General features: G+C 55.5%; 15 protein-coding genes and 2 riboswitches. Of the genes, 5 read left to right on the top strand and 10 right to left on the bottom strand.

Annotation, left to right across the window (positions count from 1 at the left end; genetic code table 11):
- Positions 1 to 67: 67 nt before the first annotated feature.
- The 3 genes from gcvH to ABXG94_RS14600 all read right to left on the bottom strand — a co-directional run bounded on the left by gcvH (position 68) and on the right by ABXG94_RS14600 (position 2,322).
- Positions 68 to 427, bottom strand: coding sequence for a glycine cleavage system protein GcvH (gene gcvH, locus ABXG94_RS14610; RefSeq protein ID WP_353535437.1), 360 nt, complete (start codon positions 425 to 427; stop codon positions 68 to 70).
- A gap of 26 nt (positions 428 to 453) precedes the next feature.
- Entirely contained in the window at positions 454 to 1,578 is a 1,125-nt protein-coding gene (gene gcvT / locus ABXG94_RS14605) for a glycine cleavage system aminomethyltransferase GcvT (protein WP_502901717.1), read from the bottom strand.
- Positions 1,579 to 1,667: 89 nt separating this feature from the next.
- Positions 1,668 to 1,742: riboswitch (glycine riboswitch) on the bottom strand.
- A gap of 1 nt (position 1,743) precedes the next feature.
- A riboswitch (glycine riboswitch) is annotated at positions 1,744 to 1,829 on the bottom strand.
- Positions 1,830 to 1,863: 34 nt separating this feature from the next.
- Positions 1,864 to 2,322, bottom strand: coding sequence for an RrF2 family transcriptional regulator (locus tag ABXG94_RS14600; protein WP_353535431.1), 459 nt, complete (start codon positions 2,320 to 2,322; stop codon positions 1,864 to 1,866).
- A 90-nt stretch (positions 2,323 to 2,412) separates the two neighbouring features.
- On the opposite strand from ABXG94_RS14600, the gene ABXG94_RS14595 reads away from it, so the two are divergent.
- The gene (locus ABXG94_RS14595) at positions 2,413 to 2,976 is read left to right on the top strand and encodes a gamma-glutamylcyclotransferase family protein (RefSeq protein ID WP_353535429.1); all 564 of its coding nucleotides are present in this window, start codon (positions 2,413 to 2,415) and stop codon (positions 2,974 to 2,976) included.
- Here ABXG94_RS14595 and ABXG94_RS14590 read toward each other — a convergent pair.
- The 7 genes from ABXG94_RS14590 to ABXG94_RS14560 form a co-directional block, all read right to left on the bottom strand.
- Positions 2,973 to 4,361, bottom strand: a complete 1,389-nt coding sequence (locus ABXG94_RS14590) for an MATE family efflux transporter (RefSeq protein WP_353535426.1) — start codon at positions 4,359 to 4,361, stop codon at positions 2,973 to 2,975. The genes ABXG94_RS14595 and ABXG94_RS14590 overlap by 4 nt on opposite strands.
- Positions 4,362 to 4,560: 199 nt before the next feature.
- Positions 4,561 to 5,886 (bottom strand): glutamate--tRNA ligase, encoded by a 1,326-nt coding sequence (gltX, locus tag ABXG94_RS14585; protein WP_353535424.1) that lies wholly within the window; start codon positions 5,884 to 5,886, stop codon positions 4,561 to 4,563.
- 63 nt (positions 5,887 to 5,949) lie between these two features.
- Positions 5,950 to 6,348, bottom strand: a complete 399-nt coding sequence (locus ABXG94_RS14580; protein WP_353535423.1) for an ACT domain-containing protein — start codon at positions 6,346 to 6,348, stop codon at positions 5,950 to 5,952.
- Positions 6,349 to 6,373: 25 nt separating this feature from the next.
- Positions 6,374 to 6,691, bottom strand: a complete 318-nt coding sequence (locus tag ABXG94_RS14575) for a DMT family transporter (protein WP_353535421.1) — start codon at positions 6,689 to 6,691, stop codon at positions 6,374 to 6,376.
- Positions 6,692 to 6,801: 110 nt separating this feature from the next.
- Positions 6,802 to 7,236, bottom strand: coding sequence for a DUF1801 domain-containing protein (locus ABXG94_RS14570; protein WP_353535419.1), 435 nt, complete (start codon positions 7,234 to 7,236; stop codon positions 6,802 to 6,804).
- A gap of 11 nt (positions 7,237 to 7,247) precedes the next feature.
- Positions 7,248 to 7,733, bottom strand: coding sequence for a flavodoxin family protein (locus ABXG94_RS14565; protein WP_353535416.1), 486 nt, complete (start codon positions 7,731 to 7,733; stop codon positions 7,248 to 7,250).
- The gene (locus tag ABXG94_RS14560) at positions 7,734 to 9,392 is read right to left on the bottom strand and encodes an NAD+ synthase (RefSeq protein WP_353535415.1); all 1,659 of its coding nucleotides are present in this window, start codon (positions 9,390 to 9,392) and stop codon (positions 7,734 to 7,736) included.
- Positions 9,393 to 9,558: 166 nt separating this feature from the next.
- Between ABXG94_RS14560 and ABXG94_RS14555 the strand changes: the two genes are divergently transcribed.
- The 4 genes from ABXG94_RS14555 to ABXG94_RS14540 all read left to right on the top strand — a co-directional run bounded on the left by ABXG94_RS14555 (position 9,559) and on the right by ABXG94_RS14540 (position 14,055).
- Positions 9,559 to 10,956, top strand: a complete 1,398-nt coding sequence (locus ABXG94_RS14555) for an MORN repeat-containing protein (protein WP_353535413.1) — start codon at positions 9,559 to 9,561, stop codon at positions 10,954 to 10,956.
- Positions 10,957 to 11,059: 103 nt separating this feature from the next.
- The gene (locus ABXG94_RS14550) at positions 11,060 to 11,548 is read left to right on the top strand and encodes an HPP family protein (protein ID WP_353535411.1); all 489 of its coding nucleotides are present in this window, start codon (positions 11,060 to 11,062) and stop codon (positions 11,546 to 11,548) included.
- A complete protein-coding gene (locus ABXG94_RS14545; RefSeq protein WP_353535409.1) occupies positions 11,549 to 12,136 on the top strand; it encodes a TetR/AcrR family transcriptional regulator in 588 nt (195 codons plus the stop codon).
- Between the two features lie 356 nt (positions 12,137 to 12,492).
- Entirely contained in the window at positions 12,493 to 14,055 is a 1,563-nt protein-coding gene (locus tag ABXG94_RS14540; protein WP_353535407.1) for a 2-isopropylmalate synthase, read from the top strand.
- The last annotated feature ends 131 nt before the right edge of the window (positions 14,056 to 14,186 follow it).

The raw sequence follows: 14,186 nt of genomic DNA, 5'->3' as shown, positions 1-14,186 counted from the left end.
TGGCGTGCGCCCTCGCACACGCCCTGTCGCTTTAACCAAGAGCCGCAAGCAACGACCCCGTCAAAAATCAGCCGATAAACTTATTATATGCAGCTTCGTCCATATAATCGTCCATCTGGCCGGCATCCGCCGCCTTGATCTTAAAGAACCAAGCATCGCCAATCGGATCGTCGTTCACCTTTCCAGGTTCATCAACCAGTGCGTCGTTGACCTCGGTGATCTCGCCATCGATAGGGGCCAAAATGTCAGAGGCAGCTTTCACCGATTCAATCACGCAGACTTCTTCGTCTTTGGTGACTTCGGTGCCGACTTCGGGCAGTTCCACAAAAACGATATCCCCAAGTTGCTCGGCGGCATGCGCTGTAATCCCCACAACCACGTCGTCACCTTCTACGCGCAGCCATTCATGCTCTTCTGTGAATTTCATCGGGTTTCTCCTATTCTGTCTTTTGTTCAGCGTTTAAAATTGGCAGGAACCAGCGGCATCTTCGCCACTTTCAGCGGCATTCGCTTGCCGCGCACCTCACCGTAAAGTTCTGTATCTATCGTGGCATAGCTGGTGCCAACATAGCCCATTGCAACCGGGCCATTCACACTTGGCCCAAATCCACCCGAGGTCACCTCGCCAATGGCTTCTCCGCCTTCGCGCGATGCAAAAATCTGTGTGCCGGCGCGCATCGGGGCCCGCCCCTGCGGCAACAGCCCAACACGTTTTCTTGCGACCCCTTCGGCCATGGCCCCAAGCACATGCGAGGCCCCCGGAAACCCGCCTTCGCGGTCACCACCAGCACGACGCACTTTCTGAATGGCCCAGATCAACCCGGCTTCGATTGGATTGGTGCTAACGTCAATGTCGTTGCCATACAGGCAAAGCCCGGCTTCAAGCCGCAGGCTGTCGCGCGCGCCCAATCCAATTGGCTCAACCTCATCCATGTCCAGCAAAGCCCGGCTCAACGCCTCAGCACTTTCAGACGGTACAGAAATCTCATAGCCATCTTCACCGGTATAGCCAGACCGCGACACCCAACAAGTGGCACCGGCTAACTCGACATCAGCCACGTCCATAAAGACCATATCAGCGACCGCCGGGTTCAATCGCGCCAATGCCGCCTCTGCTGCAGGTCCCTGCAACGCAATCAACGCACGATCTTCGATAACTTCAACAGAGACTGCAGGCTCTAACACAGATTTCATGCGGGCAATATCAGCCTCTTTGCAAGCGGCATTCACCACTACAAACAAATGATCGCCACGGTTGGCAAACATCAAATCATCTTCGATGCCCCCGTCCTCATTAGTGAATAGCCCATAGCGCTGTTTGCCGACGGCCAGTCCCAAGACGTCCATCGGAACCAAGGTTTCAAAGGCCTGCGCAACAACATCAATGTTGGCACCTCGTAAAATCACCTGCCCCATATGGCTCACATCAAATAATCCCGCAGCCGCGCGGCAATGCAAGTGTTCTTTCATCACACCCAGCGGATATTGCACAGGCATGGCATAGCCCGCAAAGGGCACCATCTTGGCCCCCAGCGCGGCATGTAACTCAGCAAGCGGTGTTTGCAGCAATGCGCCCAAATCAGCCATGACTCTCACTCCCATATCCCGGAGCGACCTAAGTGGCTGGCATCCGGCATCACATAAACGCGCAGTCCAGCTGCGCGTGCGATGCCCCCTCTGTCCTTTCGCCTGAGATCGTTATCCCTTCGGCGGGTGCCTTTGCACCTCTCTCCAGAGTTGAAAGCAATGACGTCGGTCCTTGGGCCTGAGAGTTTCCGGGGCGGTTGCTCCTTCGGCACCGGATATCCCGGTTCTCCCGAGTCACCTTAGCTTCACCGTCAAATTAGAATGCAAATGCGGCGGTTACAAGCCCATTTGCGACACGCAGGGCCTTGGCGACAAAATTTGTCGTAAAGCACTGTTATCACAAACTAATGCATCAAGACTTACATCATCAAGACTGGCGTAAAATGCGCCAACAGCGACAGCAAGCGCATCCCGCAAACGGCAGGCATCCACCAAGGGACAGCTGTCATCAACATCCGCAAAGCAGCTCACCTCACTGGCATCGCCATCAATTTCGCGAAATATTTCACCCACTTTGATCGTCTTGGCATCGCGCCCTAGCTCAATTCCGCCACAACGCCCGCGCAGGGTTTTCAGATACCCCAGCTGTGCCAATTGATTGACCACCTGTGCCAAGTGATGTTCTGAACTGCGACAGACGTCTGCAATTTCTGCTTTGGTGACAAGCCTGCCCTTGTGTACCGCACAAAACATCAGAATTCGCATAGCGATATTGGTGCGCTTGGTGATCCGCATAGATAGTTTCCTCTCTCCCGACCTTACCAGAATGGCGGCGCATCCAGCGATTGGCGTTGACATGGATCAAGCGCTGCGCATGCTGCGCACATGCAAACCCCTTATTTCTTCGGCTATGGCAGCCTGGTAAACCGCCAAACCCACAACTATCCAAAGGCCCAACAAGCCCAATTACAGGGGTGGCGACGTGTCTGGCGCCAAACCACCTTGCGTCCCCGGCCTTTTTTGACGGTTGAACCCTGTGCTGGCTCCACAATAACCGGTCTAATCGCCCAGGTCCCCAATCACGATTGGCAAGCCCTGGACCAACGCGAGGCCGTTTATGATCGCATTTTGGTACGCAGTGTTACCGCATCAGCGCCGTCAAACCCTGCATCGATATCCACCTACACGGTGCCGCCAGAGAAATACCCTGCGCCAAACAAGCCGCATGCCATCCTGCTCAGCTATCTGGATGTGGTTGTCCAAGGCTACCTGCAAGAATTTGGCACAACCGGCGCTGCGGCATTCTTTACAACAACTGTGGGGTGGAATGCCCCGATCCGCGATGACCGACAGACCCCGCTGTACCCCCGCAGCCAAAGGCTTTTGGCGTCAGAGACCGACTTTGTTGACTGTCACCTCGCGAAAATGGGCTGCGAGATCCTGACTTAGCGCCGCAAATGCAACACCGACATCAGACGCCCCTGACGGGCAAACGGCGCTGGCTTTGGCTCTGACCCGCGTGCCATGACACGTTGTCCAAGGCGCAGGGCGATTAAACCAAAAATCACACCTCCCAGCGCCTGGCCGATCAAGACACCCGGCGCTCCAAACAAGGCAGCCCCCGCCCAAACCAAAGGCAAAGTGCCAAGCGTGTTGCGGCCCCAATTGATCAATGTGGAATAAAACGGATGCCCCAGATTGTTAAATGCAGCATTGGACACAAACAGCAATCCGTTAAAGAAAAACAGCATCGACAGCGGCCCACAGAACAGAAACACCAGGGTCAAGGCCATGCCCTCTGCGTTAAACAATTGCGCAATAGGCTCGCGCAACAGGAATAAGATTACCGAGGCAAAAACCACCCAGACACCGGCAAACAGCACCCCTTCTCGAAAGGCCCGCTGCACCCTATCCTGTTGCCCTGCACCAAAATTTTGCCCAATGATCGGCCCAACCGCCCCGGACAAGGCAAAAATCACCCCAAAAGCCACCGGCGTCAATCGGCCCACAATCGCCATGCCCGCCACGGCTTCTTCGCCAAATTGCGCCATGTTGCGCACCACCACAGCCTGCCCAATCGGCGTGGCCAATTGTGTCAATATCGCCGGGGCCGCGATCGCCACAATGGCGGCCAGATCCAGGCTAAACTGCGCGGGCGTTGGCTTGCTCAAAGCCTTATGCACCTTGATCACAGGCATCAGCGACAAATAGGCAATGGTGCAGCGTGCTGCGACACTGGCCAAGGCCGCCCCAACCAGTTCCAGATCCAGCACAAAGATCAACACCGGATCCAAAACCGCGTTCACCACCCCCCCAATGACAGTTGCCATCATCGAGCGCCGCGCGTCCCCATGGGCGCGCAAAATCGCTCCACCCACCATGCCAATCAACAGGATAGGCAGGCTCGGAATGATGATCTGCAGATATTGCACCGCCATATCAAGGGTGGGGCCGCTGGCCCCCATCAGTCCGGCCAAAAACGGCAGGTTCATCCAGACGATCGCGGCAAACACACAGGCAAACACAAAGCCATATAACAAAGACGTCGCGGCACGCCGTCCGGCCATCTGCCGGTCCCCTTGGCCCAGCGCACGCGCCACCAAGGCCCCTGCGGTGATTGCCATGCCAATGCTAAAAGAGGTGGTGAAGAACAAAATCGCACCAGCATAGCCCACAGCCGCCGCCAATTCCTCTTTGCCCAACATAGAGATAAACACCATATCAACCAGATCGACCATGAAGACCGCCATCAAGCCAATCGAGGCGGTCATCGACATCACGGTCACATGCCGTAACAAATTGCCTTCAAGAAATTTTGCCTGTGGGTTGGCCATGATGCGCTCCTGCTGTCCACAACCAGTCAGATCACAGGTGTTTGACAAAACCAACCTGCAAAAATGCACATGCCAATGTCAAAAGAGCCCCAGTCAATAGCGGCCCCACAAAAAAGCAAAGGGCCGCCCCGAACGGCACGGCCCCCATTGTTCTTGATCCAAATACCCGCGCCGCAGGCCAGGTTTTTGCAGAAAACCTTTATCCGCGCGCCTTGATCACCTTGAGCAACGGCAAGACCGCAGACATATCCGGCCCATGCGCCTGACCCGTCAAGGCCTTGCGCAATGGCATAAACAACCCTCGGCCCTTGCGCCCGGTCTCTGCCTTCACAGCCTTGGTCCAAGCCCCCCAGGTCTCATCGTCAAACGGGCCTTCCGGCAACAACGCCATGGCTTGCGCCACAAACTCTTTGTCCTCGTCTTCCACCACCGGGTCAGCACCGTTTTCAAACAGATCCCACCAGCCTGCAATGTCCTTGCGCGTGCCGATATTAGCCCGAATAACCGACCAGAACTGTGCCGCCATATCATCTGGCACCCCGGCCGTCGCAACATCAGCAGCGACCGCATCCAGATCCATCTCGCCCAACAGGCGGCCGGTCAGCGGGTAAACATCATTCACGTCAAATTTTGTGGGCGCAGACCCAAATTGGTTTACGTCAAAACCCTCAGCAATCTCATCAATACCGTGGCGCAATTCCAACGGCTGGCTCGAGCCCAAACGCGCCATCATGCTCAGCAAAGCCATCGGCTCAACCCCAGCCTCACGCAGATCACGCAACGCCAATGTGCCCAGACGCTTGGACAGGCTCTCACCCTGCGGCCCGGTCAACAACGAGTGATGCGCAAAGGTCGGCACAGTGCCGCCCAGCGCTTGAATCATTTGAATTTGCGTCGCGGTGTTGGTCACATGGTCAGAGCCACGCACCACATGGGTCACACCCATTTCGGTATCATCTACGACCGAGGCCAAAGTGTAGAGAAACTGGCCATCACCACGGATCAAAACCGGATCTGACACCGAGGCCGCGTCAATCGAAATATCGCCCAACACACCATCGGTCCAACCAATGCGCGCTTGATCCAGCTTAAACCGCCAGTGCCCATCGCCGCGCTCTGCCCGCAATTTGGCCTTGTCCCCCTCAGACAACGCCAAGGCCGCCCGATCATAAACCGGTGGTTTGCCCATGTTCAGTTGTTTTTTGCGCTTCAAATCCAGCTCAACCGGGGTTTCAAAACACTCATAAAACCGGCCCATTTCACGCAGCTTATCTGCGGCAGCCACATAGCGATCCAGGCGCTCTGACTGACGCTCGATCTTGTCCCACGTCAGGCCCAACCATTCCATGTCTTCCTGAATGGCATCGACATATTCCTGCTTAGAACGCTCTGGATCGGTGTCATCGATCCGCAGGATAAACGTGCCGCCCGATTTCTTGGCGATCAGAAAATTCATCAAGGCTGTGCGCAGGTTTCCGACATGAATATAGCCGGTTGGCGAGGGGGCAAATCGAGTGGTGGTCATCAGAGTCTCCAGAGTTAGCCGCTAGTTCTCATATGCCGCATGGATTGTCCAGAAAACCCAGCCCTATTCAGCCTGCGCCATGGATCTCAGAACTTGCAACGCCTCTGCCTCGCGACCATCTGGGACAAATAAATGGTCATGAAAGAACCCAGAAACCGGATTAACTCCCATTTCACTCTTGGCCAGCGCGGTGGCGATACGCGCCATAAACCCGACGGCTTCTAACGAAGAATGGATGTTCAACGTGATCATGCGACAGGGGAATTCATAGGGCTGCCCTAATGCCAGGGCCTCTGACCTTTGCATTATCAAAGTTGTGCCCTCTACCTCTTGAAAGACCATCTGCGGGACAATCCCCTTTGGTATTTCGCGGCCCTTCAAGGTCACAAACACAAATACGCCGTCAACCAACACCGCCGACATGCTATTAATCAATGCGTCCAAATTCGTTTCACCACTCATGGTGCGCCCTCCGTTTTTACGATTTCTAATGAGATTTGACACCAATCAGCGCCATGCCGATGCACAGGAAAACCACACCCGCAATTGTTGTGGCATCCAATTGGTCTTTGTAAACAGCCACGCCAACACCCACAGCCCCGACAGAGCCAATGCCCGTCCAGATGGGATAAGCGACGCCCAGCGGCAATGACCGCATTGCGGCTGCCAAAGCCACCAAACTGCCCAGCATCAGAACACCTGTAATGCCAATGGTAAAAACGTTTGGCTTGCCAGCCGCAGCTTTCAGGCCGGCTGCCCAGCTAACTTCCAAAACACCGGCGATCAAAAGTAGAATCCAAGCCATAACACCCCCATTTCAAACAAACGGGTCGTCCCGGTGACAGCTTTATATGGTCGGGTCGTCCCGACAGCTTCTGGATACCTAAAAGCGAAAACTTAGATCTTCAAGTGAATTTACTGCGGCTGCACATTCCAAATTTTATCCAAATCCGCCACGCCTGCCCGGATCAATTCGCGCAATACATCCAGATCAATATCCGCCAGTTTATTCACATATAGACAGCTTTTACCCAGTTTATGCTTGCCCAAACGCCCCATGATCTCGGAATAATCTTGATATCCCGGCATGATATAGATCGACAGATTGGCCTTGCGAGGCGAAAACCCTGTCGCCAGAAAATCCCCCTCGCGCCCACTTTCATATTTGTAATGATAGCGTCCAAACCCAATGATTGAACCACCCCACATGGTCGCTTCAAATCCAGTTTCTTTGGCAAATAACTTCAACAAGACCAAAGCATCAGCCCGACGGGTTGGGTGCTCAATTTGCCCGCAAAACTCTCGTGGGTCGGCTGCATTCGCCACTGTCTTGTTTTGCGATTTTGACATGCGCTGCTCCTTTAAAACACACCCAAGGCTAACCCAGCTCCCAATGCGCTGCCAAGGTCTCTGCATGGCGCAAGCTGGGACTCGCTTAATGTCTTCGGTGCCAGAATCGCCTTTTCAGACTGGGCAGAGGTATTCACGATAATCGCCGGTTGGGCTTCCTTCAACCGCCACCCGGTTGCAATCCGAGCCAGCTGACGCACCGCATTCGCCCCATCTGACCCGGCACAGATCATCTGCGCATAGGGGCGTCCTTCGATCTGCCCCAAAACAGGATAATAACACCGGTCAAAGAATTCCTTCATTTGTCCCGACAGGGCCGCAAGGTTTTCCGGACCAGCAAAAATATAGCCATCAACTTTCACCAAATCACCGGGCTGCGCGTCCTGCGCGCGCAGCAAAACAACCTCGCATTCCTCTTTGGCGGCGTCGAAAGCCGCCTCTGCCATCTGCTGACTACCGCCAGTGCGCGAATGATAGATGATCAGTAATTTTTTCAATCAACCCTCATCCCGAAAACGGTTCACAATTGGATAGCGCCGATCCATCCAAAAAGCCTTTTTGCTCAGCCGCGCACCTGGTGCGGACTGGAACCGTTTGTATTCGCTGATGTACAGCAGATGCTCGACCCGTTTCACCGTTTCGCGCTCAAACCCTGCCGCAACACAATCGGCCACGGATTTATCTTCGTCCATCAACATATACAGGATCGCATCCAGCACCTCATAGGGCGGCAGGCTGTCTTCGTCTTTTTGGTCCGGCCGCAGTTCGGCTGACGGCGGTTTGTCAATGATCGACACCGGAATAACCTCGCCCGCTGGCCCCGCCATCCAGTCACGATGGTTTTCGTTGCGCCACCGACAGGTTTCAAACACCCGGGTTTTATACATGTCTTTGATCGGGTTATAGCCGCCGTTCATGTCCCCATAGATCGTGGCATAGCCAACTGCGACTTCGGATTTATTGCCGGTGGTCAGCAGCATCTCGCCAAATTTATTGGACATGGCCATCAACAATAGGCCGCGCAGGCGTGACTGAATATTCTCTTCGGTCAGCCCCTCTTCTAGTCCAGCAAACAAAGGCGCCAGCGTGTTGGTAATGGCATCACGGCCCTCTTTGATGGGGACGTAATCGTAATGCACACCCAAGCGTTTCGCGATGTCTTCAGCATCGTCCAGCGACCCTTGCGACGTATATTCAGACGGCAACATCACACAGCGCACATTTTCAGCGCCCAGCGCATCCACGGCAATGGTTGCCACAATCGCGCTGTCGATGCCCCCAGACAGGCCCAGCAGAACCTTTTTGAACCCGGTTTTGCCCATATAGTCGCGCAACGCCTCAACGCAGACCCGGTAATCCTGCTCTTCGCCTGATGGCATCAAGGCACGCGGGCCTTCTTCGCAGCGCCAACCCTCTGCAGTGCGCACCATATCAATATGGGTGATCATTTCGTCAAACACTGGCAATTGCACCGCCAGTTGGCCACCCGGATTCAATACAAATGATCCGCCGTCAAAGACCTGATCATCCTGTCCGCCCACCATATTCAAATAGATCAATGGCAGGCCCGTTTCGACCACCCGCGCCACCATATGGCTCATGCGGCGGTCAAACTTGTCGCGATAATAGGGGGATCCATTGGGCACCAGCAAAAACTCGGCCCCCGTTTCTTCCAGCGTTTCCGCCACATCCTCATACCAGGCATCTTCGCAAATCGGCGATCCAATCCGCGTGTTGCCCACCGCATATGGCCCGCCCGTGGGTCCAGCATCAAACACCCGGACCTCGTCAAACACGTTGTAATTGGGCAAATGGTGTTTCAATTGCTTGCTGGCGATCTTGCCGTCCCGCAGGATGAAATAGGCATTATACAATTTATCGCCTTCGGCATATGGCCCGCCAATGGCCAAGGCTGGCCCATCTGCGCAGTCCACTGCCAAGGCCTCAATCTGCGCCAAAGCGGCCGCTTGCACCGCTGGTTTCTGCACCAGATCCTGCGGGTTATAGCCTAGGATAAACATCTCTGGCAGCGCCACCAATTGCGCGCCGGCCTCTTTGCCCGCGTCCCATGCCGCTTTGGCTTTGGCCGCATTGCCCGCAATGTCACCCATCACCGGGTTGGCCTGCGCCAAAGTCACTCTAAATTTTTCCGCCATCATGGGCCCCCAAAGGCTAATCAGCTGTATTTGACGCAAGATTTACCAGAACCCTGCGCAAGGAAAAGCGCAAACCGCCAAAAGACGTTGCCCCTGCCTCTTTGCTGCACTAACTTTCAGCCAAAGATGCCATCACATCAAGAGACAGACCCAACGGGGCGGATATATGACCACCAGAATTGCATCGACCTTTGCAGCCACCTTCTTTGCATTGGCCTCCGTGACGTCTGCCCACGCGCAGAACAGTGATGTGCTGACCAAACAATATGATGACGGCGGCGTCTATGAGGGCACTTTTAAAGACGGCCTTCAGCACGGCACCGGCCACTACCGCTTGCCCAATGGCTATGAATATACCGGCAATTGGGTTGACGGAGAAATCAAAGGCCAAGGCCAAGCCCGCTTTCCCAACGGCTCTGTTTACGAAGGCGAATTTGCCAAAGGCAAACCCGAAGGCATCGGCAAAATCACGTTTACAGACGGCGGCACCTACGAAGGCGAATGGCGCGACGGCAAAATCACCGGTAAGGGTCTTGCCGCCTATGCCAATGGCGTCACCTATGACGGCAGCTTTGTAAATGCGATGCACGATGGCAAAGGCACCATGCGCAGCCCGGGCGGCTATATCTATGCCGGCGACTGGGTGAATGGCGTCAAAGAAGGCATTGGCGAAATCACCTATCCGGACGGGGCGCAATATTCCGGCCAAATCGTGGCTGGCCAACGCCAGGGCACCGGCACGCTGACCATGCCAGACGGTCTGGTTTATGAGGGCCTGTGGGCCGCGGGTCAGATCGATGGCCAAGGCAAGCTCACCCAGCCCAATGGCGATATCTACCAAGGCACGCTTGTTGGCGGCCAACGCGAAGGCATTGGTCGGGTGATCTATGCCAACGGCGATGTCTACGAAGGTGAATTCAAAAGTGACCGCCGTCAGGGTCAGGGCGTTTTTATTGGGGCTGATGGCTACAAATACGAAGGCTCTTGGGTCGCCGGCCAAATCGAAGGCACCGGCACCGTCACTTATCCTGACGGGTCCATATATGTAGGCCAATTCCGCGCCGACCTTGCGGATGGCGAAGGCATGATCACCTATCCAGATGGTTCGGTCTACGAAGGTGACTGGAAAAATGGTGTGATCGAAGGCACCGGAATTGCCACCTATGCCAATGGCTTGGTCTATAAGGGCGAATTCAGCAATGCCAAAAACCATGGCCAGGGTGTCATGACCTATGCCGACGGCTATCGCTATGATGGGGCCTGGGTCGAGGGGAAACGCCAAGGCACCGGAACTGCCACCTACCCGGATGGCACCAGTTATACCGGTAACTTTGAAAACGGTCAGCGCCACGGCATCGGCACCATAACCATGGCGGATGGCTTTACCTATTCAGGCAATTGGGAAAACGGTGAAATCGAAGGCACAGGTGTTGCAACCTATGCCAATGGCGACATCTACGAAGGCACCTTCAAAGCTGGTAAGCGTCAGGGCAGTGGCACGATGAAATACGCCAGCGGCCAGGAAACCAGCGGCAATTGGGAAAACGGCGCGCTGCAGAACTAAGCCCCCCTTACAGTAGCTTTCACCGAATTGTGACCGCCATTGGTTTGCAAATTTGCGCCCCATTCTGTACCTATCGGTACAATCTTTTCCGATGGGTACATAAATGCACAAACTATTCACCCGCGTGTTACCACAACCCAGAGCCGCATCGGCATTGCTTGCCGGTTTGGGCGGTGTCGTCGCCATTGGCTTTTTGGCTTGGGCCACAGAAATCAGCGGCACGCTGCTGCTCATGGCCCCCTTTGGCGCAACCTGTGTTCTGCTGTTTTCCGCCCCTTCAACCCCACTATCACAGCCCGCCAATGTGGTGGGCGGTCACGTCATTGCAGCTTTGGTTGGCTTGATTATGGCCGCGCTTCTGCCAGACACATATTGGGCCGTGGCCCTTGCGGTCGGAACCGCCATCACCGCCATGTCTCTGCTCCGCGTCACCCATCCGCCCGCCGGGGCCAACCCAATTGTGGTCTTTGCCTCTGACCCAAACTGGCTTTTCCTGCTTTTCCCGGTGCTCACCGGCGCAGTGCTTCTCGTTGTGATCGGCTTGCTATATAACCGCCTCAACAAAATTCCCTATCCGGTGTTTCCAAAATAGATGCCCAAGCAGATTGCCGAAAAAGCCGATATTGTCCCACAGCTCGCAGAAGTCTTTCGAAAGTTCGGCTACGAGGGCACAAGCCTCGCACGCATCACCCATGCCACCGGACTGGGCAAAGGCAGCCTGTATCATTTCTTTCCGGGCGGCAAAAAAGAAATGGCAAGCGCAGTCCTAAGCCATGTGGACACATGGTTTATCAAGCATATTTTCACGCCGCTCGAAACCACAACAGACCCAGATACCGCCCTAGGCAAAATGTATTCCGACTGCCTGCGCTATTTCAATTCAGGCCAACGCATCTGCCTTGTTGGTGCCTTTGCACTGGATGACACCAAAGACCTGTTTGCCAGCCAAATCCAAGCTTATTTCACCCGGTGGATCAGCGCGCTGGAACAGTGCCTGATTGCAAAAGGCGTCCCAGCCGCAACGGCACAGAACCACGCCGCACAGATTGTGGCCAGCATCCAAGGCGCAATCGTATTGGCCCGATCAACAAACAACCCCGACCTGTTTGAACAGGTGCTCTCAAACAGCCAAGCATGGACAAAGACCGCTTTATCAACAGGCACAGGCTGGCGGCCATAGTGCCCTAGCGGCCAATCTTAAAAAAACGCAAATTCAGACTTTTCAAGCCGTTCAAGACCTGTATAGTCGCCGCCATGACCACGATGACCCATATCGCAAATGACGCGCGCCTTCCGGCGCCCTTTGCCCGTGGTCTAGACCTACTTCTAGCTCGCCTCTGAGCGCGGCCACATCGGCGCGCGTGCTCAGAGGAGATGCATCCGCGCCGAATTCACCGCATCACAGATAACTCCGCACAGCTAGGTCAAGGCAGGAATTTCATTCCGACACTGGAAGCGCCATTCACAATGGCTTAAACACGCCCCAAAGGCGTCCTCCTGACAGCTCTGCATTCGATTTTTGACTAGGACAAAACCATGACACAAGACCGCGTTGTCATTTTCGACACAACCCTGCGCGACGGCGAACAATCCCCGGGCGCAACCATGACCCATGACGAAAAGCTCGAAATTGCCGAGATGCTGGACGACATGGGCGTTGATATCATCGAAGCGGGCTTTCCTATTGCCTCCGAAGGTGATTTCCGCGCCGTCTCCGAGATCGCCAAGAACTCGAAAAACAGCCGCATCTGTGGCCTGGCGCGCGCCAACTTTACCGATATCGACCGCTGCGCCGAAGCCGTGAAACACGCTGGCCTGTCGCGTATTCATACTTTTATTGGCACCTCGCCTCTGCACCGCGCGATTCCCAACCTCACCATGGATGAAATGGCGCAGAAAATTCACGAAACGGTCAGCCACGCCCGCAATCTGGTGGAAAACGTGCAATGGTCGCCAATGGATGCCACCCGCACCGAATGGGACTACCTGTGCCGGGTGATTGAAATCGCCATCAAGGCCGGTGCCACCACCATTAATATACCTGACACCGTTGGCTATACCGCCCCAATGGAATCCGCAGATCTGATCAAACGCCTGATCGCCACAGTGCCTGGTGCTGACGATGTGATCTTTGCCACCCATTGCCACAATGATCTGGGCATGGCGACCGCCAACGCTTTGGCCGCCGTCGCAGGTGGCGCGCGCCAAATCGAATGCACCATCAACGGCCTGGGCGAACGCGCCGGCAACACTGCCCTGGAAGAGGTCGTCATGGCCATGAAGGTGCGCAATGATATCATGCCATGGCAGACCGGCATCGACACCACCAAGCTGATGGCGATCTCACGCCGTGTTTCAACGGTTGCGGGTTTCCCGGTGCAATTTAACAAAGCCATCGTTGGCAAAAACGCCTTTGCGCATGAATCTGGCATCCATCAGGACGGCATGCTGAAAAACGCCGAAACCTTCGAAATCATGCGCCCCGAAGACGTGGGTCTGTCTGGCACCTCTTTGCCGCTGGGCAAACACTCAGGCCGCGCCGCGCTGCGCGACAAGCTGGACACCTTGGGATACGAGGTTGGTGACAACCAGCTCAAAGACGTCTTTGTGCGCTTCAAAGATCTGGCGGACCGCAAAAAAGAAGTGTTTGACGACGACATCATCGCCCTGATGCGCACCGATAAAGACGCCGCAAATGACCGGTTGAAACTGATCACCCTGCGCGTCGCCTGCGGCACCGGCGGCCCGGCCGAGGCCACTTTGGTGATGGACATAGACGGCACAGAAACCACCGCCATCGAAAACGGTGACGGCCCGGTTGATGCGGCTTTCAAAGCCATTCGCCAATTGCACCCCAATGCCGCTCGTTTGGAACTCTACCAGGTGCATGCGGTCACTGAAGGCACCGATGCGCAAGCCACCGTGTCTGTGCGCCTGTCCGAAGACGGCATCGTTGCCACGGGCGAATCTGCCGACACCGACACGGTGGTGGCCTCTGCCAAGGCCTATATCCACGCGCTCAACCGCTTGTTGGTGCGCCGCGGCAAACTGGGCGAAGGTGCTGACGCCAAAGAAATCAACTACAAAGACGTCTCCTAAACGGACGGGGGCCAAGTGCCCCCGCCCCTTCGGTGGGCACCTTCCAGTCGACACGCGCGCCAGCGCCCTATTCACCTTTGCACAAATACTCTGGGGTGAGTGCTGAAACCTCTGGTTTCATCGCGAGGGGC

It is taken from the genome of Cognatishimia sp. WU-CL00825, assembly GCF_040364665.1.
Classification (GTDB): domain Bacteria; phylum Pseudomonadota; class Alphaproteobacteria; order Rhodobacterales; family Rhodobacteraceae; genus Cognatishimia.
The sequence above is the reverse complement of the archived record's forward strand: the minus strand, read 5'-3'. Positions and strand labels throughout refer to the sequence as shown.

Excerpts from the sequence above, each read along its gene's own strand:
- gcvH (WP_353535437.1), bottom strand. The coding sequence starts at position 427 with ATGAAATTCACAGAAGAGCATGAATGGCTGCGCGTAGAAGGTGACGAC.
- ABXG94_RS14575 (WP_353535421.1), bottom strand. The coding sequence starts at position 6,691 with ATGGCTTGGATTCTACTTTTGATCGCCGGTGTTTTGGAAGTTAGCTGG.
- ABXG94_RS14595 (WP_353535429.1), top strand. The coding sequence starts at position 2,413 with ATGCAAACCCCTTATTTCTTCGGCTATGGCAGCCTGGTAAACCGCCAA.
- ABXG94_RS14570 (WP_353535419.1), bottom strand. The coding sequence starts at position 7,236 with ATGTCAAAATCGCAAAACAAGACAGTGGCGAATGCAGCCGACCCACGA.
- ABXG94_RS14555 (WP_353535413.1), top strand. The coding sequence starts at position 9,559 with ATGACCACCAGAATTGCATCGACCTTTGCAGCCACCTTCTTTGCATTG.
- ABXG94_RS14580 (WP_353535423.1), bottom strand. The coding sequence starts at position 6,348 with ATGAGTGGTGAAACGAATTTGGACGCATTGATTAATAGCATGTCGGCG.
- ABXG94_RS14600 (WP_353535431.1), bottom strand. The coding sequence starts at position 2,322 with ATGCGGATCACCAAGCGCACCAATATCGCTATGCGAATTCTGATGTTT.
- ABXG94_RS14545 (WP_353535409.1), top strand. The coding sequence starts at position 11,549 with ATGCCCAAGCAGATTGCCGAAAAAGCCGATATTGTCCCACAGCTCGCA.
- ABXG94_RS14590 (WP_353535426.1), bottom strand. The coding sequence starts at position 4,361 with ATGGCCAACCCACAGGCAAAATTTCTTGAAGGCAATTTGTTACGGCAT.
- ABXG94_RS14540 (WP_353535407.1), top strand. The coding sequence starts at position 12,493 with ATGACACAAGACCGCGTTGTCATTTTCGACACAACCCTGCGCGACGGC.
- ABXG94_RS14550 (WP_353535411.1), top strand. The coding sequence starts at position 11,060 with ATGCACAAACTATTCACCCGCGTGTTACCACAACCCAGAGCCGCATCG.
- ABXG94_RS14560 (WP_353535415.1), bottom strand. The coding sequence starts at position 9,392 with ATGGCGGAAAAATTTAGAGTGACTTTGGCGCAGGCCAACCCGGTGATG.
- gltX (WP_353535424.1), bottom strand. The coding sequence starts at position 5,886 with ATGACCACCACTCGATTTGCCCCCTCGCCAACCGGCTATATTCATGTC.